The 26379-nt window shown below is 38.8% G+C and carries 27 protein-coding genes and 2 pseudogenes; 20 read left to right on the top strand and 9 right to left on the bottom strand.

The genetic code is table 11. From position 1 onward, the window contains the following. The first annotated feature begins 16 nt into the window (after positions 1–16). The gene (locus tag HCN_RS05245) at positions 17–694 is read left to right on the top strand and encodes a DNA-methyltransferase (RefSeq protein WP_002956587.1); all 678 of its coding nucleotides are present in this window, start codon (positions 17–19) and stop codon (positions 692–694) included. An 8-nt stretch (positions 695–702) separates the two neighbouring features. On the opposite strand, the gene HCN_RS05240 is transcribed toward HCN_RS05245, so the two are convergent. From HCN_RS05240 to HCN_RS05230, 3 genes are read right to left on the bottom strand one after another with little or no spacing between them, the layout of a single operon-like run. Then, entirely contained in the window at positions 703–1284 is a 582-nt protein-coding gene (locus HCN_RS05240; RefSeq protein ID WP_014666776.1) for an RDD family protein, read from the bottom strand. Beyond that, a complete protein-coding gene (gene pyrE / locus HCN_RS05235) occupies positions 1284–1898 on the bottom strand; it encodes an orotate phosphoribosyltransferase (protein WP_002956589.1) in 615 nt (204 codons plus the stop codon). Before pyrE ends, HCN_RS05240 begins: the two co-directional genes overlap by 1 nt. Before the next feature lie 10 nt (positions 1899–1908). Further along, a complete protein-coding gene (locus tag HCN_RS05230; protein WP_002956590.1) occupies positions 1909–2589 on the bottom strand; it encodes a hypothetical protein in 681 nt (226 codons plus the stop codon). Positions 2590–2771: 182 nt separating this feature from the next. Between HCN_RS05230 and HCN_RS05225 the strand changes: the two genes are divergently transcribed. The 7 genes from HCN_RS05225 to HCN_RS05195 all read left to right on the top strand — a co-directional run bounded on the left by HCN_RS05225 (position 2772) and on the right by HCN_RS05195 (position 8895). After that, entirely contained in the window at positions 2772–3272 is a 501-nt protein-coding gene (locus HCN_RS05225) for a DUF2147 domain-containing protein (RefSeq protein ID WP_014666775.1), read from the top strand. A 15-nt stretch (positions 3273–3287) separates the two neighbouring features. Beyond that, positions 3288–5366 carry an ATP-dependent helicase gene (locus HCN_RS05220; protein WP_014666774.1) on the top strand — a complete coding sequence of 693 codons (2079 nt, stop codon included), beginning with the start codon at positions 3288–3290 and terminating at the stop codon, positions 5364–5366. A 64-nt stretch (positions 5367–5430) separates the two neighbouring features. Next, complete coding sequence (flgA, locus tag HCN_RS05215) at positions 5431–6366, top strand: flagellar basal body P-ring formation chaperone FlgA (RefSeq protein WP_014667564.1); 936 nt, start codon at positions 5431–5433, stop codon at positions 6364–6366. Positions 6367–6400: 34 nt separating this feature from the next. Next, positions 6401–6985, top strand: coding sequence for a UbiX family flavin prenyltransferase (locus tag HCN_RS05210; RefSeq protein ID WP_014666773.1), 585 nt, complete (start codon positions 6401–6403; stop codon positions 6983–6985). Positions 6986–7003: 18 nt separating this feature from the next. Further along, on the top strand, positions 7004–7516 hold the full coding sequence (gene coaD / locus HCN_RS05205; RefSeq protein ID WP_014666772.1) for a pantetheine-phosphate adenylyltransferase: 513 nt from the start codon (positions 7004–7006) through the stop codon (positions 7514–7516). Positions 7517–7520: 4 nt separating this feature from the next. Then, positions 7521–8126 carry a dTMP kinase gene (tmk, locus tag HCN_RS05200; RefSeq protein ID WP_014666771.1) on the top strand — a complete coding sequence of 202 codons (606 nt, stop codon included), beginning with the start codon at positions 7521–7523 and terminating at the stop codon, positions 8124–8126. A gap of 100 nt (positions 8127–8226) precedes the next feature. Next, positions 8227–8895, top strand: a complete 669-nt coding sequence (locus HCN_RS05195) for a phosphoribosyltransferase (RefSeq protein ID WP_014666770.1) — start codon at positions 8227–8229, stop codon at positions 8893–8895. A gap of 84 nt (positions 8896–8979) precedes the next feature. On the opposite strand, the pseudogene HCN_RS11625 reads toward HCN_RS05195, so the two are convergent. Beyond that, positions 8980–9180: pseudogene (locus HCN_RS11625) on the bottom strand (hypothetical protein); the annotation flags it as partial. A gap of 184 nt (positions 9181–9364) precedes the next feature. Here HCN_RS11625 and HCN_RS11620 point away from each other — a divergent pair. Continuing rightward, entirely contained in the window at positions 9365–10909 is a 1545-nt protein-coding gene (locus HCN_RS11620) for a PDC sensor domain-containing protein (RefSeq protein ID WP_014666768.1), read from the top strand. Between the two features lie 92 nt (positions 10910–11001). Further along, positions 11002–11442 (top strand): methyl-accepting chemotaxis protein, encoded by a 441-nt coding sequence (locus tag HCN_RS11940; protein ID WP_014666767.1) that lies wholly within the window; start codon positions 11002–11004, stop codon positions 11440–11442. A 557-nt stretch (positions 11443–11999) separates the two neighbouring features. Here HCN_RS11940 and HCN_RS11935 read toward each other — a convergent pair. From HCN_RS11935 to htpG, 5 genes and pseudogenes are all read right to left on the bottom strand, one after another. Beyond that, positions 12000–12371, bottom strand: a pseudogene (locus tag HCN_RS11935) (methyl-accepting chemotaxis protein); the annotation flags it as partial. 55 nt (positions 12372–12426) lie between these two features. Then, positions 12427–12591 carry a hypothetical protein gene (locus tag HCN_RS11930; protein ID WP_014666766.1) on the bottom strand — a complete coding sequence of 55 codons (165 nt, stop codon included), beginning with the start codon at positions 12589–12591 and terminating at the stop codon, positions 12427–12429. 148 nt (positions 12592–12739) lie between these two features. Next, the gene (locus HCN_RS11925) at positions 12740–13177 is read right to left on the bottom strand and encodes a hypothetical protein (protein WP_014666764.1); all 438 of its coding nucleotides are present in this window, start codon (positions 13175–13177) and stop codon (positions 12740–12742) included. Positions 13178–13180: 3 nt separating this feature from the next. Beyond that, complete coding sequence (locus tag HCN_RS11920; protein WP_014666763.1) at positions 13181–14107, bottom strand: PDC sensor domain-containing protein; 927 nt, start codon at positions 14105–14107, stop codon at positions 13181–13183. A 280-nt stretch (positions 14108–14387) separates the two neighbouring features. Further along, positions 14388–16259, bottom strand: coding sequence for a molecular chaperone HtpG (htpG, locus tag HCN_RS05175; RefSeq protein WP_014666762.1), 1872 nt, complete (start codon positions 16257–16259; stop codon positions 14388–14390). 319 nt (positions 16260–16578) lie between these two features. On the opposite strand from htpG, the gene HCN_RS05170 reads away from it, so the two are divergent. The 10 genes from HCN_RS05170 (at position 16579) to HCN_RS05125 (ending at position 26379) form a co-directional block, all read left to right on the top strand. Beyond that, entirely contained in the window at positions 16579–17838 is a 1260-nt protein-coding gene (locus HCN_RS05170) for a patatin-like phospholipase family protein (RefSeq protein WP_014666761.1), read from the top strand. Then, positions 17835–18803 (top strand): radical SAM/SPASM domain-containing protein, encoded by a 969-nt coding sequence (locus HCN_RS05165; protein WP_014666760.1) that lies wholly within the window; start codon positions 17835–17837, stop codon positions 18801–18803. Before HCN_RS05170 ends, HCN_RS05165 begins: the two co-directional genes overlap by 4 nt. Before the next feature lie 94 nt (positions 18804–18897). Next, complete coding sequence (locus tag HCN_RS05160) at positions 18898–20034, top strand: Opr family porin (RefSeq protein ID WP_002956608.1); 1137 nt, start codon at positions 18898–18900, stop codon at positions 20032–20034. Between the two features lie 19 nt (positions 20035–20053). Next, positions 20054–21310 carry a hypothetical protein gene (locus HCN_RS05155; protein ID WP_014666759.1) on the top strand — a complete coding sequence of 419 codons (1257 nt, stop codon included), beginning with the start codon at positions 20054–20056 and terminating at the stop codon, positions 21308–21310. A gap of 143 nt (positions 21311–21453) precedes the next feature. Continuing rightward, a complete protein-coding gene (gene rpmE, locus HCN_RS05150; RefSeq protein ID WP_002956610.1) occupies positions 21454–21657 on the top strand; it encodes a 50S ribosomal protein L31 in 204 nt (67 codons plus the stop codon). A 4-nt stretch (positions 21658–21661) separates the two neighbouring features. Continuing rightward, positions 21662–22528, top strand: a complete 867-nt coding sequence (gene rsmI / locus HCN_RS05145; RefSeq protein WP_002956611.1) for a 16S rRNA (cytidine(1402)-2'-O)-methyltransferase — start codon at positions 21662–21664, stop codon at positions 22526–22528. 3 nt (positions 22529–22531) lie between these two features. Beyond that, a complete protein-coding gene (rlmB, locus tag HCN_RS05140; RefSeq protein WP_002956612.1) occupies positions 22532–23224 on the top strand; it encodes a 23S rRNA (guanosine(2251)-2'-O)-methyltransferase RlmB in 693 nt (230 codons plus the stop codon). Continuing rightward, positions 23208–24335 (top strand): hypothetical protein, encoded by a 1128-nt coding sequence (locus HCN_RS05135; protein WP_014666758.1) that lies wholly within the window; start codon positions 23208–23210, stop codon positions 24333–24335. The genes rlmB and HCN_RS05135 overlap by 17 nt, the downstream gene beginning before the upstream one ends. Continuing rightward, complete coding sequence (locus HCN_RS05130) at positions 24329–25141, top strand: hypothetical protein (RefSeq protein ID WP_002956614.1); 813 nt, start codon at positions 24329–24331, stop codon at positions 25139–25141. Before HCN_RS05135 ends, HCN_RS05130 begins: the two co-directional genes overlap by 7 nt. Before the next feature lie 29 nt (positions 25142–25170). After that, positions 25171–26379, top strand: coding sequence for an LL-diaminopimelate aminotransferase (locus tag HCN_RS05125; protein ID WP_014666757.1), 1209 nt, complete (start codon positions 25171–25173; stop codon positions 26377–26379).

Raw genomic sequence — 26379 nt, 5'->3', positions numbered from 1 at the left:
AGCACAAAGGTAATATGTGAAGATTCAAAAAAATACCAAACTTACTCATATTCAACTGCTTAACACCAAACTCAACATTGATGGCTTAGAGCTTATGGGGAGTTTAGAATCTCGCAGTGTTGATTTGTGTTTTTTTGACCCGCAGTATCGTGGGGTGCTTGATAAAATGCGTTATGGGAATGAAGGGGAGCGACAAAAGGGCAGAAGCAATCTTGTGCAGATGAGTGAAACGCAGATTCAAAGCTTTATATGCGAGATTGATAGAGTGCTAAAGCCTAGTTGTTATTTGATGCTGTGGATTGATAAGTTTCATCTATGCGAGGGGGTAAAAGCGTGGGTGAAACAAACAAGTTTGCAGGTGGTAGATCTCATTACTTGGGATAAGCTCAAAATAGGTATGGGCTATCGCACAAGGCGACAGAGCGAGTATCTGCTGGTTTTGCAAAAAGCACCGATAAAGGCTAAAAATACTTGGCGGCTTCATAATATCCGCGATGTGTGGAGTGAGAAGATTCCAAATGATGAGCTAAAGATTCATCCGCATTCAAAGCCCAAAGGATTGCAAAAAGCTTTAATAGAATCTTGCACAAATAAGGGCGATTTAGTGCTTGATCCAGCAAGTGGGAGTTTTAGCGTGTTTGAGTGTGCTAAGGAGTTAGGGCGAGAGTTTATCGGCACAAATCTTATGCCTTAAGCACACATTTAGACTTTGATAATGTAAGTCCCACAAAGCACATCGTGCAAAAGCCGTCCATCACGGCGGATAAGCCCAAAGAGTAGCCCTACAAGGAAAGTCGTGCCAACAAGCCACAGCACATAACGCACGAGAGATTTAAAAAGGCTGATTTTGACAAAGGGCGAGTGTGTCTCATCAGTAGTATTTGAATCTTGTGCGGATTGCTCTTGCATAGTAGCTTTCTTGGAATGAGAATCCTGCCTTTGCATAAGCTTTAAACCCATATAGCGATAACCGGGTGTTTGCGAAGTGAAAGCCAAAAAAAGCGAAATGATAAGCCCATAGCCTACACCACAGGCAAGAATTGCACTTTGATTATGTGTGAAGTCGTTTTTACCATCTAAAAACACATAGGTTGTGAGATATAAAAGGGGCATATTTATCATAAACATATCTGTGATAAATGCCTTAATCCGCTCACTCGCATACATTAGTTGAAGTTGCTTTTTGAGATGAAAATCTTTGAAGCTTACCCATTGTGAATGCGGTTGAGATTCTATCTGTGGAGTGTGTTTTTGAGACTTTATCTCACGCCAACGCTTTGCCATTAGTTCCCACGGCTACCGGGCTTCACAGCTTTATCTGCTCCATTTTGACAAAGCGGACAAGAGCTAGGCTCATACATATTAAACACAAAATCTTCTAATGCAAAAAGCGGTATATGCTCTGGCAGTCGTGCTTCCTTTTTCCGCTCTAAATGTGAGCCTACGCGTTTGCAGAATCCGCGATTAGCTAATCCTGCAAAGGCAACTATCTTTGCCCCTTGAAACTCCACGCATTGTGCAGATTCCAACGCTGAACCACCTGTTGTGATAATATCTTCACACACAAGCACCCTTTCACCCTGCTTCACTTCAAAGCCCCGCCTTAGCTGCATTTGCCCTTCTACCCGCTCTGTAAAGATAAATCTCACACCCAAAGCCCTAGCAAGCTCATATCCTGCCAAAATCCCACCAAGAGCCGGAGAACAGACACAATCCACTTCTATATGAGATTCTAGAATCTGTTTGGCTAAAGCGTTGGCTAGTTTTTCAGCGACTTTTGGATTTTCAAGCACACGGGCAGATTGCAGATAGTGATCTGAATGATTCCCACTGCTTAAGAGAAAATGCCCTTTAAGCAAGGCATTGGCATCAATATAGTATTGTTTGACATCAAGCATAAAAACTCCTTTAAAATTTATATGAATATTTGAGATAATTTACACTCATACCGCGTTCTTTCTGGTAATCTAGCAAATCATAGCCCACAAAAAGCTCGTGATGTCTGCCATAGGTGAAAATAGGTCCAAAAGCGATTGTTGAAAAAAACCACTTTTTATGCTCGGCAGTAAGGGTTGGGATAATGGCTGAATCCGTCCTTGAGAAGTTAAACGCTCCTAGTGAGCCAAGCCTAATGCGAAAGCCGATGTAGGAATTTGCGTAGATTCTATATTCTGCTGAAAATCCACCGCGATAAATTTGCATTGCATTTGGCTTACTGCTATCAAACTCTAAGTCGGCAAATCCGCCATAATTTGTGCGATCAAAGAAGCCAAAAATCCGCAAAGAATGCCTTTTACCAAAGATAAAATCATATCCTACTTCTACGCCTAAAACACTACTTGTCCCTAGGCTTGGGGTAAAAGCAGCCCCAATGCTAACAAGTCCATAGAATCCTTCTCTTGGGTCCTTTGGCTTTTTGATTTTTATCCCTGCGACTTTATAGAGTAATTCCTGACGCGTTTGTTTGACATCTTCTAGCACTTCTTCGGGGTTTTTATCTTGTGGGAAATCTTGAACAACTTCTTTTTTTGCACCCTGTGCTAAACTCCCACAAAATGCGATACAAGCTAGGATTGTGTAGAATCTCATATACTCCCTTTCAGTTGTGCTTACTTAACTTGGGCTTTGCGTAAGCAAGTTGGTAAAAAGTTGTGTTATTCTAATATATTTTTGTTATACTTACAAAATCAAACTTGCAAAAACGCGAGTTTATCTAAGCACAAGCGAATTTCGTGCCACTTTTTATCTTATTAAAACTTAAAGGAGAGATAATGCGTATATTTCAGCTAGTTGCTACTTGTGGAATGTGTGTTGGGCTATTTGGAGCGGATTTAGAGGGTTATTATATGACGCATAAGGGTGAGAGTGGGAGACAATCTATCGTGGAGTTTTTTCAAAAAGATGGGAAATATTACTGCTATGGCTTTGCGAATGTTGATGGCTCTGCCCCTAAAAAAGATGTGAATAATGAGAATCCAGCTCTAAGAGAACGCTTTGATAAGGGCAGTGTATTTGTGTATAACCTTGTGCGAGATGGCAAAAGCGATGTGTTTAAAAATGGCAAAGTGTATAACTTTGATGCGGGAAAAGAGTATTATGCAAAAGTTACGCTTAAAGGTGATACGCTTGAGCTACGAGGGAGTATTGATAAATCGGGCTTAATGGGTGAGACAAAAATATGGAAAAAGTTAAGTGATAAGGAAGTTGCTCCATATCTTTCGCAAAAGCCTGATTTTTCCGTTGTCGAAGCAAGTCTCAAAGATATAAAATAATAACAACAAAATCTTATGGCAGATTCACCACTTCATCAAGCACTTCAATCTTTGAATCCCAAGCAAAAAGAGGCAGCCACACATATTGATGGGGCTTTGCTGATTCTAGCTGGGGCTGGGAGTGGGAAGACAAAAACGCTCACTACGCGTCTAGCTTATCTTATTAACGAAGTGGGAATCCCACCAAGTGCCACACTTACCCTGACTTTTACAAATAAAGCCGCACAAGAGATGAGAGATAGAGCATTAAGCCTTTTAAGTAATGCCTACCAAGCCCCGCCACTTCTATGCACTTTTCATAAATTTGGCTTACTTTTTTTGCGTTTTTATATTAAGGTGTTGGAGCGGGAGGCAAACTTTGTCGTGCTAGATTCTGATGATAAAAAAGCGATTTTAAAATCCTTATCAAAAGCCCTGCCTGTGTCGCATTTTGACTCCTATATCTCAAATATGAAAAATAGCACTCTCTCCCCACAAGAAGCCGCTACTTACGCTCATAGCCCGGAGTATAAGCTAATGAATAGAATCTATGCCGAGTATGAAAGCTATATACAAAAAAAGAATCTACTTGATTTTGATGATTTACTTTATCTTACCTATAAGATTCTATCCCAAAGGAGTGATATTGCTAAAGAGATGAGCCAAAGGTATCGATACATTATGGTAGATGAGTATCAAGACACAAATGAGCTGCAATACAAGATTCTAAAATCTCTATGCACAACGCATAATAATCTTTGTGTCGTGGGTGATGATGATCAAAGCATTTATGGGTGGCGTGGAGCGGATATTGGCAATATTTTGCGTTTTGCTAAGGAATTTAGCGGGGCAACGACCATAAAGCTAGAAGAAAACTACCGCTCAAGTGAGGAGATTTTGCAAGCAGCCAATGCTTTAATCGCTCATAATACCGAGCGTTTGGGTAAGAATCTAAAAAGTGTTAAAGGCTCTATACAAGCAGTTAGAGTGATAGAAAATGATGATGAAGCACAAGAGGCTACATTTTTGGCTAAAGAGATAGCAAGGCTGTGTGAGAGTGGGGAAAATCCAAGCGATATTGCTATTTTATTCCGTGTGAATGCGTTATCAAGGAGTATTGAAGAGAGCTTTAATCGCTTTAAGATTCCATATAAGCTCATTGGGGCGGTGCGGTTTTATGAACGAGCCGAGATAAAGGACTTGTTAAGCTACTTGCGTTTGATTGTGAATGCAGATGATGATTTTTCATTCCTTAGGATTATTAATCGCCCAAAACGCGGGATTGGTAAGGTTACACAAAGCAAACTAGAGCAGCTCTCTCAAAGCAAAGGGCTTTCCTGTCTTGCGTGTTTGGAGCAATATCCATTAGAATCTAAAGCCCACATTGGAGAAAAGGCATATACCGCACTTGTCAAACTACAAAAAGATTTATCTAAATGGCGGAATATGGCGGATTTAAGTGAGATGATTGAGGATATGCAGGAGAATCTTATTTTTGAGTTTAGCCCACTTGATGAAGTAGATAGGGAAGGGAATATCTATGAATTTTATGGTATGTTTAAAGACTATGTCATTCATAATCCCACAAATACTTTAGATGAGTTTTTAAATGACTTAGCCCTTGCTAGTCCTAGTGATGAGGCGGTTGGGGATTGTGTAAGCTGTATGAGTGTGCATTCAGCAAAGGGCTTAGAGTTTAAGCATATTTATGTGATTGGCTTTGAGGAGGGTTTTTTCCCACTGTATAGGGGAGAGAATGATGAGATAGAAGAGGAGCGGAGGCTTGGCTATGTGGCTTTCACTCGTGCGAAAGAGCATTTAAGCTTATGTTATAGCAAAAGTCGGCTCTATCGTGGCAAAAGGGAGTGGCAGCTTAGGCAGTCAAGATTCCTAAAAGAGAGTGGGCTAGTAGAGGGGGCGGAATCTTTGCGAGATTCTGCGGTTTTAGAATCTAGCGATGATAAAATAGAGATAGGCTCACAGGTGGTGCATAAGATTTTTGGTGTTGGAAGCGTGGAGGGTATGGAAGGCAAGGGAGAGCAGTGTAAGCTTAGGATTAACTTTGGCGGTATGAGACGCGTGATTCTAAGAAGCTTTGTGGAGAAGCTAAATTGATACAAAAATGGATTGATATAAAATGGGATATAAAAGCAAGAGTTGGCAAATGGAGCTTAGAAAAATGAAAAAAATATTTAGCTGTTTTATGCTGTGGGTATTTGCTGTGGTGGGGGGCTTGGCAGATGATATGAAGATTCCAGAATCTGTGCCTAGCTCAAAGCTACATTTACAAAAAAGCTATTCTGTGAGCCAAAATGATATTTACTCCACAGATTTATTTCCGCAAATGGATAGAAAGTTTAAAATCGCCTCTTTTCCGCCCGATAGATTCATACTTAGGCTAAAAAGTGTGGATATTAAGCTTATTTTTCAACGCTTTGGCTATGAGATAATCTCCTTTGAAAGCGATGTGGTGGAGTTTGAATTTGTCTCAAGTATGAAAGAAAATGACGCCCTAGAATTTATCCAAAAGATGTATATTCAGCATTATGGTAAGGATTTACAGATTGATAAGATACTCGTTCGTCCTTTGGGGAGTTTGCCTAAGGATTATACTTTGATTGATTTTAGCATTCCAAACTTTGCTGTAAAAAAAAACAGCGGAAGCTTTACTATGAGATACCGCACACTAGATGGAGAGCGTATTAAAAAGCTCACATTTATCTATGAGATACAAGCTCGTTTAAGGGTGGCAAAAAGCACACAAAATATCCCTTCTAGTGAGAATCTAAGCTTGCAGAATGTGGAAGAGGATTTTATCAAGTTTGAGCGTGTGGGGGCGGAGTTTGTGAGCATAGAGGAGATACAAAAATATAGTGCAAAAAGCTATATCCGCACACAAATGCCTATCACTAAAGATAAGATTAAACCTAGAATCTTAGTCAAAAAGGGCGATATGGTGCGTGTTTTGGGAGTGCAAGAGGGGGTGAGTATTGAAACTTTGCTTGTAGCAAAGCAAAGTGGGGCGTATAATGAGATTATAAACGCACAAAATCCCGATAGCGGAAAGATTCTGCGGATTAGGATTGTGAGTGAGAATAAGGGCGAGATACTATGATCTTACATTTGAAAAGACATAAAAAGGGGTAAAAATGAGTATCAAAAAGCTTGTGGTTGCCATAGGTGGAGCAAGTGGAGTGCATTTGGGCGTGAAGTTTATAGAATCTATCCCCAAAGATATAGAATTATTTGTTGTCGTCAGTGAGGGGGCAAAGGCTGTGGCATTGAGTGAAATGGGACAGGAGATTGAATCCGCACTTGATAGGGCAAGGCAAAGCCGAGATTTTAGAATCTATGATGAAGATGAGCTAGATAGCGGGATTTCATCAGGGAGTTTTGGTATAGATGCGATGGCGATAATCCCTACAAGTATGAATCTTTTAGCAAAAGTGGCTCACGGCTTATGTGATGATCTCATCTCGCGTTGTGCAGCAGTTATGCTGAAAGAAAGACGCACATTACTTTTAGCCCCGCGTGAAATGCCCTTTAGCCCCATTGCGTTGGAGCAAATGAGTAGGCTTTCAAACCTTGGCGTGATTATCTCTCCGCCAAATGTGGGGTATTATGCTAAGATAAGAGATTTAGAATCTATGGAGTATTTTTTCATCGGCAAATGGCTTGATAGCTTGAAAATTCAAAATAGCTTATATAAGCGTTGGAAAATTGACACAGATTAATGAGTATAAGGAGCATATATGAGAGAGCTTGCCATTTATCCGGGGACTTTTGATCCTATCACAAATGGGCATTTGGATATTATCAAGCGTTCCATTGAGATTTTTGATAGAGTGATTGTTGCTGTGGCAGCATCAAACGCTAAAAAACCGATGTTTTGCTTACAAGAGCGGCTTGAGATACTAAAACTTAGCACAAGTGATTTGCCAAATGTGCAGGTGGAGAGCTTTGAAAATCTTTTAGCTGACTTTGCTAGAGAGAAGGGGGCTAGGGTGATTATAAGGGGGTTTAGGGCGGTGAGTGATTTTGAGTATGAATTACAAATGGGCCATGCGAATGCGTCATTAAATGATACGCTTGAGACAATTTATTTTATGCCGACTTTGGAAAATGCTTTTATCAGCTCATCAGTTGTCCGCTCCATTATTGAACATAATGGACGATTTTCTCATCTTGTGCCTGAATCTGCTGTGGCTTTTATACTTTCATCGTATCAGCAAAAGATATTAGATTCTCAAGCAAAAAAGGATTAAAAAAATGTATGTTGTGATTGAAGGGATTGATACTTGTGGTAAAAGCACCCAGCTAGAACTACTTAAAAAGCATTTTCCACAGGCTGTTTTTACAAAAGAACCCGGTGGTAGCGTGATAGGTGAATCTTTGCGGGATTTAATCCTTTTTGCACCGCAAAGGCAGGGCTTTGTGCTTGATGAATATGCGGAGTTTATGCTTTTTCTTGCGGATAGGGCGCAGCATTACAAAGAAGTATTAAAGCCGCATAAAAACAGGCTTGTAATCTCGGATAGAAGCTTAATCTCAAGCATTGCTTATGCAAAACATATAGATATGGATAAAGCCATTATGCTAAATAAACTTGTCCTGAGGGGAATCTTGCCACAACTTGTAGTGATATTAAAGCTAGAAAAGAGTGCATTACAAGCGAGATTAGAATCTAAGAAAAATGACAGCATTGAAAGCCGTGGTATAGAATATATGCTTGAGATACAGGGGCGAATGTGCGAGGCGACAAAGATTCTAGGATTGCCTTATGTTGAGATAGATGCGAGTTTGGATAGGGAAGCGATTTGCCAAGAGATTGTAGGTGAGATTAAAAGAGTAGAATCTAGCCTAAATAATTGCTAAAGGAGCTTTGGAGCTTGTGCGATTTTGTTTTTAAGAAGGATTTTCAAAAGATTGCATTTGAGTAAAAGCAGTATAGAATCTAAAACAGGGCGTTAAGCAGATGAAATGTCTTGTGTGTGGGCGGTGGCATTGGCGTGTGGATTTTGTGATATGCAAGGCTTGTTTAGATTCTATACCGCTTAAGCTTTCTACAAGAAAGCTAACAGATTCTATATACGCATATAGCTTTTATGCGTATAGTGATGTGAGTTTGCTTATGCAGAGTAAATATCAGCTTATCGGGTCGCGTGTTTTAAATCTTTTGGCACACAAAGCAGCGGCATATTTTTTCACACATATTGATTTTGCTGATTTTACTCAAAGGGTAGGGCTTGTGGGGCTAGATGACTATCCCTATGGGGCGTATTCGCATACAGGCGTGATTTTAAGGGCATTTGAAGCAGAATCTAAGGGGCGATGTCAAGGGGCTTATGGTGCTTTAAAGGCAAAAAATACCACTAAATACGCAGGGGAAAGCCTTGCTTTTCGTCAAAATAACCCAAAAGGATTCTATCTTACAAGAAATATCTCTTATCCGCTTGTGGTGTTGGTAGATGATATTATCACCACTGGAACTAGCTTGAGGGAAGCTATAAGTGTATTTTCAGCTTTTGATGTGGAGAATGAATCTAGTGTAGAATCTAAAGTAACTTTAGATTCTAAATTTGCTACAAAATCTTTAGAATCTAAAGTCATATTTTGTCTTGCTTTATGCGATGCGAGAGAATAGTTTATTTATTTTCGTCTGGATCTTCGCTGTCGCATTGCGACTGCGGGGGGGGGGGGGGGCAGAATTTAGTCGTGTTTGAGATAGCACTTGAGATTCTATAAATTCTAATTCTTTTATGAAATTTTGCTGTGTGGATAATAGCTCTTTAAACTTAAAGCCAAGCATAACAACTGCATATAGCTCCTTTTTATTTTTCCGCCAATTATAAAGCGTTTTTGTGTCTATGTTTAAGATACCTGCAATGTCGCGTTGCGAAAGCTTAAGGGAGAATGGGTCATTTTTCATCTAAGTCTCCTTTGTAGGGTAGTGGATTGAAAGACAGAATCCTATGTTTTTTCAGCATAAATTTTAACAAAGGAAATAATACAATTTCTTAATAAGTTAAAAGTAATTTTTCCTTTGTTAATTTTTTAGCTTTTTTTCTAAAAAATTTCGGGCTTAAAAAATGGATTGTAAGGAGAAAGAGACGATGTTTAACAGGTTAAGCATAGGAAGCAAGATTGTTATTTCGGTGAGCTTACTTCTGATCTTGTGTATGGGAGTTTTGGGTGTTATTGTAGTGAGGGTTTCGCAAAATATCCAAACTGAGAGTGCTGATAGGTTTATGCTAAATGCGGCAAAGAGGGCAGGAAATGCCATAGAGGGACATATTAATGAAAGCTTTGTAGCGTTAGGCTATTCTCAAATAGATATTACACAATACATTCATAGTGGGAATCTAAGGGAGCATACAAGCAAAAATATTTTAACAGCACTTTTAGATTCTAGTCAATGGGTGGAATATGGCTATATCTATCTTAAAGATTCTGCATTGATACCTGATGTGAGTAGTGATCATAGGCTAAGTAATGGCGGGGTAATGATACTTGGAAAAGAGATTGGTGGGGTGGCGATTTTACCCGCTAATGCGTCGTTTTTAGAAGATGATGGATTGCAAAAAGCACTAAATAGTGGTAAGCATAGCGTTGGCAACCCAATGAAAGTGCAAATGGGAGATAAGCAAATAATACGCTCAACGCTTAATTATCCTATTAAAGATGAGAAGGGCAGTGTCGTGGGTGTTGTTGGTTGCACGCTACATCTTGATTTGATTGCAGATATTCTTTTTGCAGAGAGTATGAAGGTTTTTAATAATGATTATCGTGTGCTTACAACAAGCGAGGGACTACTTGTGCTTCACCCAAATAGTGAGCTTATGGGAAAAAGTCTTGTCGATGTAAGTAGGGATAATCCTAGTATGCAAACCATAATCAACGCACTCAAATCCCACGAATCTGGTGTGTATGAAGTAACAAATACGCGAGGGGAGGCGAGTATTATGGGGGTGGCTTCATTTGAAGTGGGGCGAGGAAGAACTGGGCAGTGGTGGGGGAGCGTTATTGTTGCACCTAAATCATCAGTGTATGAGTCTGTGGGCTATATGAGAAATTTAAATGTTGTAGGTATTTTGGTTTGCGTACTTGCGATCGTGTTGTTTATGTCTATTTATGTGCGAATGACAATCACAGCTCGTATCCGCAATATCTCCAACGCTCTCTTTGAATTTTTTAAATACCTTAATCATCAAAGAAAAGATGCTCCTAATCCTTTAAAGATTATCGCTCAAGATGAATTAGGACAAATGGGAATTGAGATTAACGAAAACATAGAAAAAACAAAGCTAGGCTTAGAATCCGACCAAGCCCTTGTGGCACAATCTCTTCAAGTCATAGACAAAGCAAAACAAGGTTATATTGATAGCCTTATAGAATCTAAAGGCAGTAATCCACAGCTTAATAATCTAAGAGATTCTGTAAATGAACTGCTTAAACTCTTAATGACAGGTGTGGGAAAAGATTTAAATGAGATTAATCGTGTATTTGAATCTTATGTAAGCTTAGACTTCACCACAGAAGTAAATAATGCAAGTGGTAGAGTAGAAGTAGTTACAAATACTCTAGGAGAAGAGATTAGAAAAATGCTTCATACAAGCTCTAACTTTGCTCAAAATCTAAGTGAAGAGGCAAAGCATTAGCAGAAGCAGTAAATAATCTTACACATCTTACTAACTCTCAAGCAAGTAGCCTAGAACAAACAGCTCAAGCCGTAGAAGAGATTACTTCATCTATGCAAAATGTTAGTGGCAAGACAAGTGAAGTTATACAGCAAAGTGAAGATATTAAAAATGTTATAGGCATTATTAGAGATATAGCAGACCAAACAAATCTACTAGCTCTTAATGCTGCTATTGAAGCAGCTCGTGCTGGAGAACACGGAAGAGGATTTGCTGTTGTTGCTGATGAAGTGAGAAAACTAGCGGAGAGAACACAAAAATCTTTAGGTGAGATTGAAGCTAATACGAATCTCTTAGTGCAAAGTATTAATGATATGGGTGAATCTATAAGAGAACAAACAACAGGTGTAACTCAAATCAATGAAGCCATATCTCATTTAGAATCTGTAACACAAGAAAATGTAGAGATAGCTAACTCTAGTGCTGAAATAAGTCAAAGAGTAGATAGAGTAGCTAAAGATATATTAGATGATGTGAATAAGAAGAGGTTTTAGGATTTGTGTTAGGTAAGTGGAGTCTAGATTCTATATGTCGTAGGAGAATCTAGACTCCTTATACTTATAGCCTTTATTCTTGTTGTGTATCTCTTGTAAAATAGAAAGTGATACTTCCCTTGCTTTTAATCAATTTTTACAAAACCTAAATTCCCATAAGATTTTTAAACTTTAAAAATTTCAATTTCGTGTTGTTGTCCTAAGAATATATATAAAGGCTTAGTGAAGTTGTGTATAAGCTTGGGGATATAAAGCATATTCCAAATCATCGCAAATCTGAATCTAATACAAAAACAAGCATATAAAAAGCGTTTATTTGGATGAAAGTTTTTGAATTTCATCTTTCCTTATATTTAGGCTTTAGCCTTTTATTAAGGGGACAAATTTAATTTTTACAAGTATAAAGTTGATTTTCTACATAAGTGAGGCTATTAATAATCGTGTTTAAGCAGAGTCTTACGCTTTAAACATACCTTTAAGCGTAAGGCTACAAATATTAGAATCTTATAGACTTGCAATTAAGCCCTTAAGATTCTTTTCATCAATGTGAAATCCCCCTAAAACCTCTTCTTATTCACATCATCTAATATATCTTTAGCTACTCTATCTACTCTTTGACTTATTTCAGCACTAGAGTTAGCTATCTCTACATTTTCTTGTGTTACAGATTCTAAATGAGATATGGCTTCATTGATTTGAGTTACACCTGTTGTTTGTTCTCTTATAGATTCACCCATATCATTAATACTTTGCACTAAGAGATTCGTATTAGCTTCAATCTCACCTAAAGATTTTTGTGTTCTCTCCGCTAGTTTTCTCACTTCATCAGCAACAACAGCAAATCCTCTTCCGTGTTCTCCAGCACGAGCTGCTTCAATAGCAGCATTAAGAGCTAGTAGATTTGTTTGGTCTGCTATATCTCTAATAATGCTATAACATTTTAATATCTTCTACTTGTCTGTATAACTTCTACTTGTCTTGCCACTAACATTTTGTCATAGATGAAGTAATCTCTTCTACGGCTTGAGCTGTTTGTTCTAGGCTACTTGCTTGAGAGTTAGTAAGATTTGTAAGATTATTTACTGCTTCTGCTAATGCTTTTGCCTCTTCACTTAGATTTTGAGCAAAGTTAGAGCTTGTATGAAGCATTTTTCAATCTCTTCTCCTAGAGTATTTGTAACTACTTCTACTCTACCACTTGCATTATTTACTTCTGTGGTGAAGTCTAAGCTTACATAAGATTCAAATACACGATTAATCTCATTTAAATCTTTTTCCCACACCTGTCATTAAGAGTTTAAGCAGTTCTATTTACAGAATCTCTTAGATTATTAAGCTGTGGATTACTGCCTTTAGATTCTATAAGGCTATCAATATAACCTTGTTTTGCTTTGTCTATGACTTGAAGAGATTGTGCCACAAGGGCTTGGTCGGATTCTAAGCCTAGCTTTGTTTTTTCTATGTTTTCGTTAATCTCAATTCCCATTTGTCCTAATTCATCTTGAGCGATAATCTTTAAAGGATTAGGAGCATCTTTTCTTTGATGATTAAGGTATTTAAAAAATTCAAAGAGAGCGTTGGAGATACTAGATAGACGCTTTACAAGGGCAAGTCTCACAAAGAGCGAAATGATAAATACGATACTTGCAAAACTTGCCAAGACGGACACAAGCATAGTGATTGTGATTTTTCTTAATGGTGCATAGACTGAAGTTTGCGGTGCAGAGACAAGCACACTCTAAAACGAGCCAGTATTACGCCACACTTCAAAGGTAGAAACTCCACCGATTGCTTCTTTGCCGTGGCGATTTATGTATTCATATACACCACTTGTATGTGCAGCTTGAGCGTCTGTGATTTGTTGAAGTGATGGGTGAGTATTGACTTCGGCAATCTTTTTACCAAATAGGCTAATATCATCACTTGCCGCATACACACCACCGGTTGAAAGGATTGAGATAAAGTCATTTTCATACACGCTATTTTCTTTATTTAGCACGATTTGCTGGATAATCGTATCAAGGTTGATTGACATACCAAGCACACCGATGAGTTGATTCCCGCTAAAGAGTGGCACGACAGCATTGACTGCGTGGAAGCTTTCACCCTCAAGGGTAATTTCAACAGGCACACCAAAGATAGAGCGTTTTTCTTGTATCGCATTTTGCACAGCTGAAAAATCAAGCACCTTAGATTCAGCATTAACACGATGGACACCGCCGATACGCGTAGGATCATCATCACGATAAATCATTAAATATCCACTTTTGCCGTTTTTGGAAACAAAATCTTTTTGCAAACCATTGTGAGCGTAAGGCTCAAATAAAAATACATAGGCATATTTTGCCCAATTTGATGTATCTAGTAGGCTTGATACGCTTTTATCAATCGTCTTGTTATCAAGCGTGATTCCAGCTTTAAGAAAGTTATTGATTACACCTTGTGTGTTTTCCAAAAGTGCAAAACTCTCATCAAAAATCGGGGCAATCTTGTTTGCGTGTCGCTGGGCGACATTATAGAGCATAGTTTTAGCTTCCTTATCAAGCGTGGAGCGAGATTGTGAGAAAATGACAAGTGCCATAATACCAATACAGACTAAAACGACAATAGCAACAATAAGATTCATTTTAGTGCCAAATTTGAGTTTTCTTAATGATGTAAGCATAATGACCTCCAACTTATTTCAAAAAAATGAGAAATAATTGCTGTATTCTAGTCAAGTTTATTGAAAGATAGATAAAATGTTTTTTTTTTTTTTTGTTTGTGGGATTTTGTTACTAAAAGTAATCAGTGGCTACAAAATGTATATGGGGGAGTTTTGATTTAAAATTACACAGATTCTATTTTTGATATTTAGGATAATTGACAGCTTGGGCTTGTGAGCTAGATTCTAAATAAGACACGCAGAAAAAGCAAAAAAGTTTGATAAACAAGCCACCAAAGCCTTAAAGGCTTTGGAGTAGAAGGGCGTGGAGTTCAGCATTGAAAGCTTTAGCATTTTCAAGGTTATTGCCTTCAAGCACCACTGCCGCACCAAAGAGTAAAGTAGCACTTTGTGCGATTTTTTCCGCATTTGCGGTTTTAAGCTTTTCAAAAAGTGGGTGAGTGATGTTAAGCTCTAAGATAGGCTTAGATTCGGGGAGTTTCTGCCCCATTTGTGCCATAAGATTTGCCATCATTGGATTAGAGTCTTCTTTAATCAGCGTGATTGGTGAATCGCCTAGTTGTGAGAGTTTGACTTCGCTGATTTGCTCTCCTAAGGTGTCCTTAAAGGCTTTTATCAGCGGCTCATAGGCTTTTTGTGTGGCTTCATCAATGCTTTGCTCCCCTAGCTCTTCTAAGGCTTCTTTGCTATTAATGCTTTTTAGCGGAGTTTTGTCATATTCGCCAATCATCGGCATTACAACCGCGTCAATCTCATCGCTTAAAAGCAAGACATCAAAGCCCTTTTGTGCGTATTTTTCAAGCAGTGGTGCATTTTTAATCGCTTCTTTATTTTCGCCTAGCATATAGTAAATGCTCTTTTGCTCACTACTCATTGCTTCTTTATAGGCTTTAAGCGAGATAGATTCAGCCTTTACACTCTCAAACCGCAGAAGTTCTAGAATCTTGTCCTTATTCTCATAGTCACCATACAAGCCTTCTTTCAGCACTTTACCAAACTGCTCGTAAAATTTCTTATACTCTTCTTCGTTTTTTGCGATATCAGCAATCTCGCCTAAAATCTTCTTTGTGGAGGCGGATTTGATATTAGCTAGAATCTTATTTTGCTGTAAAATCTCGCGGCTCACATTCAAAGGCAGGTCTTCACTATCAATTACCCCACGCACGAAGCGTAAATATGGCGGTAATAGCTCCTTGTCATCATCAGTGATAAATACCCGCTTGACATAGAGCTTCACACCTGATTGATAATCCACGCGGAATAAGTCAAATGGAGCTTTGCTAGGGATGTAAAAAAGTGTGGTGTATTCTAAATTGCCTTCAACCTTTGTGTGAATCCACCGCATAGGCTCATTATTATCGTGTGAGAGTGTGGCGTAAAACTCTTTGTAATCTTTATCTTTAAGCTCGGATTTTGGAATCTTCCATAGGGCTTTAGCGGTGTTGATTTGGGATTGCTTGTTTTCTTTGCTCTCTTTTGTAGAATCTCCTTTTTTAGAATCTTCTGCGTTTTCACTCTTGGTCTCTGTGTAATGGAGATAAATAGGGAATGCGATATGCTGGGAATATTTATGGATAATGTTTTCAATCTCCCAACGAGACGCAAAGTGTGCATCTTCATCTCGCAAATACAGCGTGATTTGTGTACCTTGAGATTCTTTAATACACTCGCCAATCTCATATTCGCCCTTGCCTTCACTTACCCACGCATAGGCTTTTTCTTCACCTGCTTTCTTGCTTTGCACCACGACACGATGTGCTACCATAAATGCTGAGTAAAAGCCTACGCCAAACTGCCCAATAAGTGCTGAATCTTTCTTTTTATCCCCGCTCAGTTGGCTAAGGAAGCTCTTTGTGCCAGACTTTGCGATAATGCCTAAATGTTCTTTCATATCAGATTCACTCATACCAATGCCATTGTCCTCTATGGTGAGTGTTTTTTTCTGCTCATCAAAGGATATGTCAATGCGTGGCTCAAAGCTTAGGGATTTGAGATTATCCTGTGTGAGCGTGAGATATGAGAGCTTATCAAGTGCGTCAGATGCATTACTTACAAGCTCTCGCAAGAATATCTCTTTATTGGAATACAAGGAATGTATCATTAGGTCTAAAAGTTGTGTAATTTCTGTTTGAAATTGATGTTTTGTTGCCATTTTTTCTCCTTAAAATTCAAATTGAAGTGGCAATCATAGCAGAAAATATTAAATTATGTGTAAAGTTTATAATGATTCTATAAACTTTAATGAGTGAGTTTATATAATAAAAACTAAGTTTTTTGTATGATATTTGGAATAACAAAGCAAGATTCTAAGAATATTTATTATACAAGTTATACAGGCCGAGTTGTAAGTAATGACAAGCTAGAATCTTGGGATTTTTAGCGTTGGGATTGAAGGGTGGATTCTATAAAATTTTATAGAATCTATGGTGAGATTCTAAGACAAACATAATAAAAAAACATAAAGGAAAAAAGTGAAAGTAGCTATTGTGCTAGGTGGTGGAGGCTCTAAGGGGGCGTATCAAATTGGAGCGTGGAGGGCATTAAGGGAGCTTGGTATAAAGTATGATATGGTTACAGGCACAAGCATTGGGGCTTTGAATGGAGCATTAATGGTGCTTGGCGATTATGAAAAGGCTTTGGGGCTGTGGCGTGAGATAGATATAGATAAGGTGGTGCTAAATGGGCTAAATCTCCGCACAGATTTGCAATATTATTATGAAAATAGTGAGAAACTTCTGCCCTTTATCAAAAGCTACAAGGATAATAAGGGTATGGATATCACTCCGCTTAAAAAGATTATTCAAAAATGCGTTGATGAGCGGTTTTTTAGCTCTAGCGTGGATTATGCGTTAATGAGTGTAAGATTCCCTAGCTTTGTGCCTGTAAAAAAATATAAAAATGAGCTTTCAATGGAGAATCTCGCTTCGTGGATTTTGGCTTCAGCCTCGTGTTTTCCGGCTTTTCCGGTATGTGAGATTGATGGATGGGGCTACATAGATGGGGGATATTATGACAATCTCCCTATTAGTCTTGCTTTTGAGCTAGGTGCAGAGCAGGTTATCGCCATAGCGTTAAATCCAGAATCTCACCCCTTTAGTCATCATCCGCTTGTGAAAAATATTTACCCCCTTAAGCCCCTTGGCGGTATGCTTGATTTTGACAAAATGAGTATTGAAGAGAACTTGGAGCTTGGCTATTTTGACACGCTCAAGGCTTTTGGTAAGTTGCAGGGCTTTACATACAGCTTTTATCCTAACACTAAAGATATGCCACAATATCTTATGGCGATGAGTAGGGCATTAAGCATTGTAATGCAAAAAGAATTACACAATACAAAGGAATTGCCTTTTGCTTTGCATAAAGCTTTGGAATTTATTATGCCTTTAGAATCTAAGCGGATTTTAGAGCTTTTATCTCATAATGAAATGATGAGTGTGAATCTAGGCGAGATTCACAATGAAAAATCTCAAATGATTTTTAATCAATCAAAACTTGCTGCTATGGTGCTTTGCCTTGTAGAGCTGATGATGGGGCAGTATGACTATGAGCGTAAAAGGATATATCATCTTAATGAGATAATAGATGAGCTTAAGGCTAAAAATACGCAAAGGCAGGAAAAGACGGAGTTTTTTCAGGCTTTGAATCTGCCAAATGTTTATCAAAGTGATAAAAAGATTATATGGGCGTTTTTTCATCTCTTTTGCTTTGAACTGCAAGGTGGCGGAGTGTGAGGGAAAGTCTATGTGAGGGTGGATTCAATCCGCAGTTTCAAGCAAAATTTACGCCACAATGCAAACCAGAATCTAAGCTAAAATTTGAAAAGATTTATATTGAAATAAGCGATTATTGTGGGCTGAAGTGTGGATTTTGCCCGAGTGCAAATATGGAGCAAAGACGCGGAGCTATGGATTTAGAGCTGTTTGAAAAGATATGTTATGAGATTCGGTCTCACACAAAGCGGGTGTGTTTGCATATTTTGGGCGATCCTTTGGGGGTACAAGATTTTATCTCTTATGTTGAGATCTTGAAAAAATATCATTTGGCAGTGGAGCTTGTTACCACAGGGCTTTTTTTGCAAGAGTGGCATTTTGAGCTACTCACACAAAAGCCTTTTGTGCAGGTGGCGTTTTCTTTAAGTGCGTTTTTGGCAAATGAGAATCTTTTGAAAAAGCGACATTTGGAGCAGATTCTAAAATTTTGTGCGTTTAATCTCTCTCAAAATTCGCCCATTTTTGTGAATCTGCGTCTGCATAGTGATGATATTTTTGCTGATAGTGTGAAGTTTAGGGTGTTGTGTGGCTTTGTGGCTAGATTTTTTGGGCTAGATTCTAATGTATTTATGGAAAGTCTTAAAAAAGGGCGAGTAAGGCTTGGGGCAAAGGTATTTGCTAATCCTAAAACTTCATTTGAATGGGAGCAAAGTAGCGGGGTGAAAACTTATCGGCTAAAAGCTCAAAAAAGTAATATAAAAGTGTTTTGCTATGGGGCGATAAAGCAGTTTGGAATCTTAAGTAATGGCAATGTGGTGCCTTGCTGTATTGATCATGGTGGGAAGACGAGCTTTGGCAATGTGAGAGAGCAGGGCATAAGGGAGATTTTACAAAGTAAAAAGTTTGTGGATTTTGCTTTGGCATTAAAGCATGGAAAAGCCCCTTGCGAGCTATGTGAAAAATGCGGTTATAGGCTTATTTTGTGAGATAAATAAAAGTGGAATTATTTTTGCTGACAATCCTTTAAAAAAGTAAAGCTTCATCTCTAAAAGGACTTAGGGATTTGATTAAAGGGATTTTATGAAAAGAATACTAGCAGTTTTGCTGTGCGTATGTGGATTCTATGAAGTAGCAAATGCAAATAATATCGCACAATTGCTCTTAACTGGGCGTCCAAGCGGACATATGGGCGTGTATTATCAAGGTATGACAGGTGGTGCACCAAGTTTCGCTGATGCCAATGTGTCTTTAGCCTATCAAACCCAACGCTTCCAAGGTGTGGCACTTGGTGGCTCTATGTGGGCTGCAACAAAGCTATATCAAGCACACGGCGGAGACTTTTCGCAAGTGAAAGATAATTTTGTTCTCACAGAGCTTTATGCAAGTTTTGTGAATCCCAATCGCTTAAGTGTGTATGCAGGGAGATTCCAAACTAATAGCGAGTGGATTAAGCATTATACACAAGGTGTGTCAGCGACTTATGAAGATATAGAAAATTTAAAGCTTGATTTTATCTGGGCATATAAAAATGCATATGTAACAAATTATAGAATGGATAATTTTTCAAATCCATTTGGTAGTGTGGGTGCGTTGTATCTAGGGGCAACTATCACACTTCCTGAATCTCCTTTGCAAATTACCCCATATATTTATGCTGCTCCTAATGATTTTACCGCCTTTGGTGCAAAAGTGCTTGTGGCTGTGCCTGTAAATACTGCACTTTTATATGGGAAAATGCACTTTTTGTCTTTTAGTGCTAGGAATGATAAAATCATTGACCATTCAAGCACAAAAGGCGATGGGGGATTTGTATGGCTTGAGGGTGGAGCAAAGTGGCTGGGTATGAATGTTGGAGGTGGTGTTCTCTCTGTGGCTGAAAATGGAGCTAGGGGGATTGATTCGTTTGGGCAGAGTAGCTATTTTGAAAGGCGAGAAGGGCTTTTTTACAATAATGCCACATCACTTTATGGATTCTTAGAATATGACTTAAGGCAATATGTGCAGCTTGATGCAGCTATTAGGCATACAACCATAGGAAGCAAAAACATATTTAACTGGGAGATTGGACTTGTCTCTGAACCTCAACACAATATCAAGTTGGGTGCAAAGATTATAGGAATGATAAATAATGCCGATTTTACGCTCGATAATTCAATTTTTGCCAATGATGGTAGGAATTATCTGCTGACTCGTGTCTTTGCACAAGTTAGTTTTTAAATCTTTTTAAGGAGTTTTTATGAAAAAAGTATATGTTTCACTTGTTTTAGCCTCTGCTATGGCGATTGGTGCAAATGCGGTAGAGGTGAATCCTTTTGGGCATTTAGGAGCATTTTATCATCAAGGATTTGGTGGTTTAGGTGTGAAGAATGACAAAGGCAAGGAAGTGCAAGCAGCTTATGGCAATGTCTCTGCACGCGTAGGGATTGAGCTAGGCTTAGGCAAAAACATAAGCATTGGTCTTGGTGGCTGGGGTGCTTACCCATTCTATGATATTTCACAAAATGATTTTATCACTAAAAGGGCATTTCCAAATTATGCTGATGTGTCTGATGCGTATTTTAAATATGATGGCGGGAGATTAAGCTTTGTGCTTGGACGCTTTGATATAGGGCAGTTTTTCCTAGGCGTTGATGGTAAAAACTATACGGGTGTAGATTGGATCTATGGCAATGTGCAAGGTGGTGCGTTAAATGTAGATGGTGGGGCTATAAGTTTATGGGCATATTGGAGAAACTCTCAGCTTGGAGCAGGACAGGCTTATAACAGAATGGGCTATGAGCTTTCAAGCTTTGATACTTATCAACACCAAAAGGGCAAAGTTGGCGAACTTGCAAGTGGTGGTGTGGATATCAAATTTGGTGAAATGTTTAAAGTTTCTCCATTTGTGAGCTATCTTACAGATACAAATACACAGGTTGGCACGCACGATATTTTGAATGCGGGTGCAAAAGCACAGCTTGATATTGGCTCTGGAAATGTGCAGTCAAAGACAATTTTGCGTGCCGTGTATGGTATGGATAATATCGTAGGCGATGGTAAAAGCACAAATGGTATGACTTTTTGGATTGATGAAGAATTGCGTTTAAATGAAGTCTTTAAACTTGGTGCAGGGTATATTTCAAATGGCAAAAACTCGCATTTACTAAACTATGGCGATAGAGCAAGATTCTATGGCTATCGTGGCGGTATGAGTGGAGCTGGAGTAGGTAGTTTCTTAGGCTATGGCGATACTTGGTATATCTTCGGTGGTATTGAATCTAAGCGAGCAGCCCTTGATGTGCTTTACTCTGGTGGCGATTATGAGGAAATCTCTGCGGTTGGCTCACTCACACTTTGGCAAGGAAGTGATAAGATGTATTTCAAAGTCGGTGCTGGGTATGTTGGGACACGCAAGGGAGGTGTAGCTGGAACAACTCTTGGTGGAGCGATTGTTGATTCTTGGAATGGTAAGTGGCAAAACTCTGCCCTTGCATTTGCTAAATTTGGATTCTAAGAATCCTTGCAAGGCTAGGCTTCTAGCCTTGTAGTTTTATATACACACCACTTTATAAAATTTACTCTATTAAAGCAGGAATTAAAACATTTTTTGCTACAATCCCCAGCTTTTTTAGATCAACACAAAACAAAGGACATAGAATGAAAAAAGGAATCCACCCAGAATACATCCCTTGTAAGGTAACCTGCGTAACAAGCGGAAAGCAAATTGAGGTTTTAAGCAATAAGAGTGAGCTACGCATTGATATTTCAAGCTTTTGCCACCCATTCTACACAGGAAGTGATAAAATCACTGACATCACTGGACGCGTTGAGAAATTCCGCCAAAAATATAATATGAAATAAATCTATGCTGACACTTGTGCCAACCCCCATAGGAAACCTTGAAGACGTTACCTTGCGGGCGTTGGAAGCCATAAAGTCAGCTGATGTAATTTTGTGTGAAGATACAAGAGTGGCTAAAAAGCTTTTAGAGCTACTCATTTCACGCAATATCCTTGAACTTCCAAATGAACAGAATCCTAAGGAATTTGTGGATTCTAAGCAAATCAAATCCTTTCACTCACATAATCAAGATGAGTTTCTCTCCATCTTGTCGCAGGATTTTTTCAATACAAATGTCGTGTATCTTAGCGATGCGGGAATGCCTTGTATTAGTGATCCTGGTGCAAAGCTTGTATCTTATGCGATAGAACATCACATTGCCTTTGATGTTTTGCCCGGGGCTTGTGCGTTAAATGTGGCATTTTGTGGGAGTGGTGTAGAATCTACACCATTTGTTTTTGTAGGATTTTTACCACATAAAAAGCTAGAGCGACAAGCGAAACTTTTGCAGATTGCTAGGCTCAATATGGGCGGTGCGTATAGTGCGATTTGCTATGAAAGTCCGCATAGAATCTTAGAGACCTTGCAAGATATTGCATTTTTACTTCCACATACTCGCATTGCCGTGCAAAAAGAGCTTACAAAACTTCATCAGCAGCGATATTATGGCACAGCACACGAGATTGGCACAATGCTAGAAGATTCTGTAATACGAGGAGAGTGGGTGCTTATCCTTGATTTTTCGCATACTTTGGAGCATAAGGAATATTCGCTAGAGTATGAGGAAGCCCTGATGCTTGATATTCCACCAAAGATTAAGGCAAAGATTCTAAGCAAGATGAGTGGTAAAAGTATCAAGCAATGCTATGAAGAAATTTTGAGTGCGGAGTAAGCAGTGATTATTTATGGTAAGCAGCCTATTTTGTATGCCATAGAGACTTGCCCTTGCAGTATTACAGAATTTTATCTCGCAAAAGAATTGCCTAGAGATTTATTTTCACAACTTGCTAAATTAGACAAGCCCATTAAACGCGTGGATAATAAAAAAGCTCAAGCTCTCTCTCGTGGCGGTAATCATCAAGGGATTCTCGCGCAAATTATCCCGCCACAAGCTTTAAGTCTTAAAGAACTAAAGGAGAAAGATTCACTTTTGGTGCTATGTGAGATTAGCGATGTGGGGAATATTGGCTCAATTTTTCGCACAGCTTACGCGTTGGGTGTGGGCGGAATAGTCATTTGTTTGCCAAGCCTTAGTCAAAAAGCGATAGAAGGTATAGTGCGTCTTTCAAGTGGGGCGTTTTTAAATATGCCTTATGGGGTTTTTACACAAGTCTTTGATGTGCTAAATGAGCTTAAAAATGCAAACTTTACCCTTGTAGGTGCGGATATGCGAGGGCAAGAGAGAATAGAAAATCCACAAAAATGGGCATTGTTTCTAGGAAGTGAATCTATGGGTTTATCAGCACGATTGAAGCACAAACTTGATACAATGCTCTCTATCAAAATGAAGCATCACTTTGATTCGCTCAATGTAGCGGTGGCTACGGGAATTTTAATAGATAGGATTAATTATGCAGGGAAACATTAATATGCAATTACTTGATGAGGAACTAGGGAAGCTTAAGGCAATTGGGCTAAAGGAGCTAAGCAAAACAACTAAACTTGCGAGTTCTAAGATTGAAGATGTGCTAGAAAAGCGATTTGATAAGATTGATAGTGTGCGGGCAAAGGGCTTCATTGCGATTTTGGAGCGTGAGTATGGTGTTGATTTGCGTGATTGGATTCTCTCTAAAGAGCAGTTGCAAAAGCCTGATATAAGTAGTGTTGCAGAGGTGATAAGCAAACAGGATCAAGAAGAGCGATCTCAAAAGCTTATTGAAAATGTAGTGATTGTGAGAGAAAAAGAAGAAGAGAGAAAGAAAGATTTACAAAAAGAGCGTGAGCATCACGTGATTGAGATTGCATTAAAAAATGAATCTAAAAGTAAGTCTCACGCAGAATCTTACTCTTGGCTTTATGTGATTTTAGGACTTGTTTTTCTTGCACTTATGGGATATTTTGCCTACAAGGCTTTTATGCAGGATAGTCCTATTCCGCCTACTTCGCAGTCTAGTAGCACAGCACAAAATGAGAATGATGAGGGGTATGATGGTGTATTTTTTGATGCAACAAAACCGCTAGATAATGCCCCAACACAACAAGCAGATAAGCCAACACAAAATACACAGGAAGTGCAATCTCAAGATGTGCCTTTAGAATCTACAAGTAAGGATTCTATGCCACAAGCTTTAGCCCCACAAAATACAACAACGCAAACTCAAGAAACTCATCAATCAAGCCACCCAGAGCAAAATTTCTTTTTTAGCCCTAAGCCTAGTCAAGCAGATTCTCAAGCAGATAGTCAAAAGAAGCCGAGTGATAATATCTTATATATCCAAGCCGAGCAGGATTTGTGGCTTGGCGTGATTAATCTTGAGACAGGAAGCAAGGAGCAGTTTGCATATAAAAATAGTTATGAGATTCCATTAAACAATAAAATGCTTTTTGTGATGGGGCATAGTGCATTTAAGCTCACACTCAATGGCGAGGAAGTAGCTCACGGGAGCAAACATCCAGTGAGAATGTATTTTGATGGCTCAAGCCTTGTAGATGTGAATTATACGCGTTTTAAACAGCTGAATGGTGGTCTTGAATGGTAAGGCTTATCTTCATTCTTTTTTGTATTGTAGCGGGTGCGTGGGCTGATGCCTTTGATGATAAGATAAAAAATCTAATGGGGGAGCAAAGCTACCAAACAAACGCAAATTTCATTAATAGAATCTTTGCAAATAGAAATATATACTATACAGGCGGACGATTGGATATTGCTAAAATTGTTTATGCGCTAAAAAGTAATGGGCTACTTAGCTCGCGCTTTTCTCAACCAAGCGAGGTAAAACTTAGCTTTAGTGCAAGGACTAGTCCCGTGTTACTAACAAAGATTGGGAATAATATTTTAAGCACGATGGGATATTCATACTTTGTAGTAAGCAGAGCGGAGCTAAGTGGTGGGCTTTCAAGTGTGGAGTTTTCTTTTAATACCGAGCATAGCCCTGATATGGGGATTATTGTTGATGAGTTAGGTAAAAGGGGCTTTGTTTGCCTTGATATTAATCGTATCAATGCACAGAAGTGGGAATATATGCTTGAAGTCAATGAGTCGCGTCTGCCAAATACAAAATTCTTAGCAAAATCAGCAGCACTTAAATGGCGTGATGCCTCCGGGGAATATTGGGTCAGTGTCAATACAAGCGGAGATTTATATATACAGGCTGTGGATTTTCCAAAGTGGAATCCACATATTGTGTTGTATGATAAGAATCTTGGCATTATAGATATGATAAGTAATGCCGGTAGTAATGAAAGCTTGAAAGTTAAGATTCCACAAGGTGTGAAGTTTGTGATGATTACAGATTATGATGGGGCGGAGAATCTTAAGGGTGGTATTGCTGTGAATTTGAAGTAGATTATGAATCTAACAATGAGGAGAGAGCTATGTTTGATGAGATTGAGTTTGGCAAAATAAAGCGTTTGCCAAAATATGTCTTTGCTGCAATTAATGAGATTAAACTTGAAATGCGTCGCAATAATGAAGATGTGATTGACTTTTCTATGGGGAATCCAGATGGTAAGACACCTGAACATATTATCCAAAAGCTTTGTGAAGCCGTACAAAAAGATAAGAATCAAGGCTATTCTGTAAGCCGTGGAATCTACAAGTTGCGTTTAGCCATTTGTAATTGGTATAAGCGGACTTATGGTGTGGATTTAGACCCAGAATCTGAAGCGTGTGTAACAATGGGGAGTAAAGAAGGCTATGTGCATTTAGTCCAAGCTATTGCAAATGCTGGTGATAATGCCATTGTAGCCGAGCCTGCCTATCCTATTCATTATTATGCTTTTATTCTTAATGGGGCGAATGTCTCTACTTTTGGGCTAAAGTGGAATGATGAAATGGAGCTTGATGCAAATGATTTTTTTGCAAATATTAAAAGGGTGCTAAAAGAAGTAATGCCCCGTCCAAAATTTGTTGTTGTGAATTTTCCGCATAATCCCACGACTATTGTTGTGTATAGGGAGTTTTATGAACGCTTAGTGGCTATGGCAAAGCAGGAGCGATTTTATATTATTTCGGACATTGCGTATGCCGAGCTTTGCTTTGATGGCTTTAAAACGCCAAGTATTTTAGAAATCCACGGAGCTAAAGATGTAGCTGTTGAGAGCTATACGCTGAGTAAAACTTATAATATGGCAGGTTGGCGAGTTGGCTTTGTGGTGGGGAATAAGAAAATTATTGAAGCGTTGCAAAAGATTAAAAGCTGGATTGATTATGGAATCTACACGCCTTTGCAAATTGCCTCTACTATCGCCCTTGATGGCGATCAAAGCTGTGTGGAAGAGATAAAGGGTAAGTATGAAAAGCGTATGGAAGTGCTGATTAAGAGTTTTAAAGAAGCGGGTTGGGAGATGAAAAAACCAAAGGCAAGTATGTTTATTTGGGCAAAGTTGCCTGAATGTGTGGGTGATATGGGTAGCTTGGAATTTTCAAAAAGGCTTTTAAAAGAGGCAAAGATTGCTGTGAGTCCGGGTGTGGGCTTTGGGGATTATGGAGAAGGGTATGTGAGAATTGCGTTAATTGAAAATGAAAAGCGAATCCGCCAATCCGCACGGAATCTCAAGGCATTTTTGAAGCAATTTTCATAA

The organism is Helicobacter cinaedi PAGU611, from assembly GCF_000284635.1.
GTDB lineage: Bacteria > Campylobacterota > Campylobacteria > Campylobacterales > Helicobacteraceae > Helicobacter_C > Helicobacter_C cinaedi.
The sequence above is the reverse complement of the archived record's forward strand: the minus strand, read 5'-3'. Positions and strand labels throughout refer to the sequence as shown.

Bases quoted from the DNA above. Each gene is read 5' to 3' on its own strand.
- HCN_RS05240 (WP_014666776.1), bottom strand. From the start codon at position 1,284: ATGGCAAAGCGTTGGCGTGAGATAAAGTCTCAAAAACACACTCCACAG.
- pyrE (WP_002956589.1), bottom strand. From the start codon at position 1,898: ATGCTTGATGTCAAACAATACTATATTGATGCCAATGCCTTGCTTAAA.
- HCN_RS05230 (WP_002956590.1), bottom strand. From the start codon at position 2,589: ATGAGATTCTACACAATCCTAGCTTGTATCGCATTTTGTGGGAGTTTA.
- HCN_RS05225 (WP_014666775.1), top strand. From the start codon at position 2,772: ATGCGTATATTTCAGCTAGTTGCTACTTGTGGAATGTGTGTTGGGCTA.
- HCN_RS05220 (WP_014666774.1), top strand. From the start codon at position 3,288: ATGGCAGATTCACCACTTCATCAAGCACTTCAATCTTTGAATCCCAAG.
- flgA (WP_014667564.1), top strand. From the start codon at position 5,431: ATGAAAAAAATATTTAGCTGTTTTATGCTGTGGGTATTTGCTGTGGTG.
- HCN_RS05210 (WP_014666773.1), top strand. From the start codon at position 6,401: ATGAGTATCAAAAAGCTTGTGGTTGCCATAGGTGGAGCAAGTGGAGTG.
- coaD (WP_014666772.1), top strand. From the start codon at position 7,004: ATGAGAGAGCTTGCCATTTATCCGGGGACTTTTGATCCTATCACAAAT.
- tmk (WP_014666771.1), top strand. From the start codon at position 7,521: ATGTATGTTGTGATTGAAGGGATTGATACTTGTGGTAAAAGCACCCAG.
- HCN_RS05195 (WP_014666770.1), top strand. From the start codon at position 8,227: ATGAAATGTCTTGTGTGTGGGCGGTGGCATTGGCGTGTGGATTTTGTG.
- HCN_RS11620 (WP_014666768.1), top strand. From the start codon at position 9,365: ATGTTTAACAGGTTAAGCATAGGAAGCAAGATTGTTATTTCGGTGAGC.
- HCN_RS11940 (WP_014666767.1), top strand. From the start codon at position 11,002: ATGCAAAATGTTAGTGGCAAGACAAGTGAAGTTATACAGCAAAGTGAA.
- HCN_RS11930 (WP_014666766.1), bottom strand. From the start codon at position 12,591: ATGCTTCATACAAGCTCTAACTTTGCTCAAAATCTAAGTGAAGAGGCA.
- HCN_RS11920 (WP_014666763.1), bottom strand. From the start codon at position 14,107: ATGCTTACATCATTAAGAAAACTCAAATTTGGCACTAAAATGAATCTT.
- htpG (WP_014666762.1), bottom strand. From the start codon at position 16,259: ATGGCAACAAAACATCAATTTCAAACAGAAATTACACAACTTTTAGAC.
- HCN_RS05160 (WP_002956608.1), top strand. From the start codon at position 18,898: ATGAAAAGAATACTAGCAGTTTTGCTGTGCGTATGTGGATTCTATGAA.
- HCN_RS05155 (WP_014666759.1), top strand. From the start codon at position 20,054: ATGAAAAAAGTATATGTTTCACTTGTTTTAGCCTCTGCTATGGCGATT.
- rpmE (WP_002956610.1), top strand. From the start codon at position 21,454: ATGAAAAAAGGAATCCACCCAGAATACATCCCTTGTAAGGTAACCTGC.
- rsmI (WP_002956611.1), top strand. From the start codon at position 21,662: ATGCTGACACTTGTGCCAACCCCCATAGGAAACCTTGAAGACGTTACC.
- HCN_RS05135 (WP_014666758.1), top strand. From the start codon at position 23,208: ATGCAGGGAAACATTAATATGCAATTACTTGATGAGGAACTAGGGAAG.
- HCN_RS05130 (WP_002956614.1), top strand. From the start codon at position 24,329: ATGGTAAGGCTTATCTTCATTCTTTTTTGTATTGTAGCGGGTGCGTGG.
- HCN_RS05125 (WP_014666757.1), top strand. From the start codon at position 25,171: ATGTTTGATGAGATTGAGTTTGGCAAAATAAAGCGTTTGCCAAAATAT.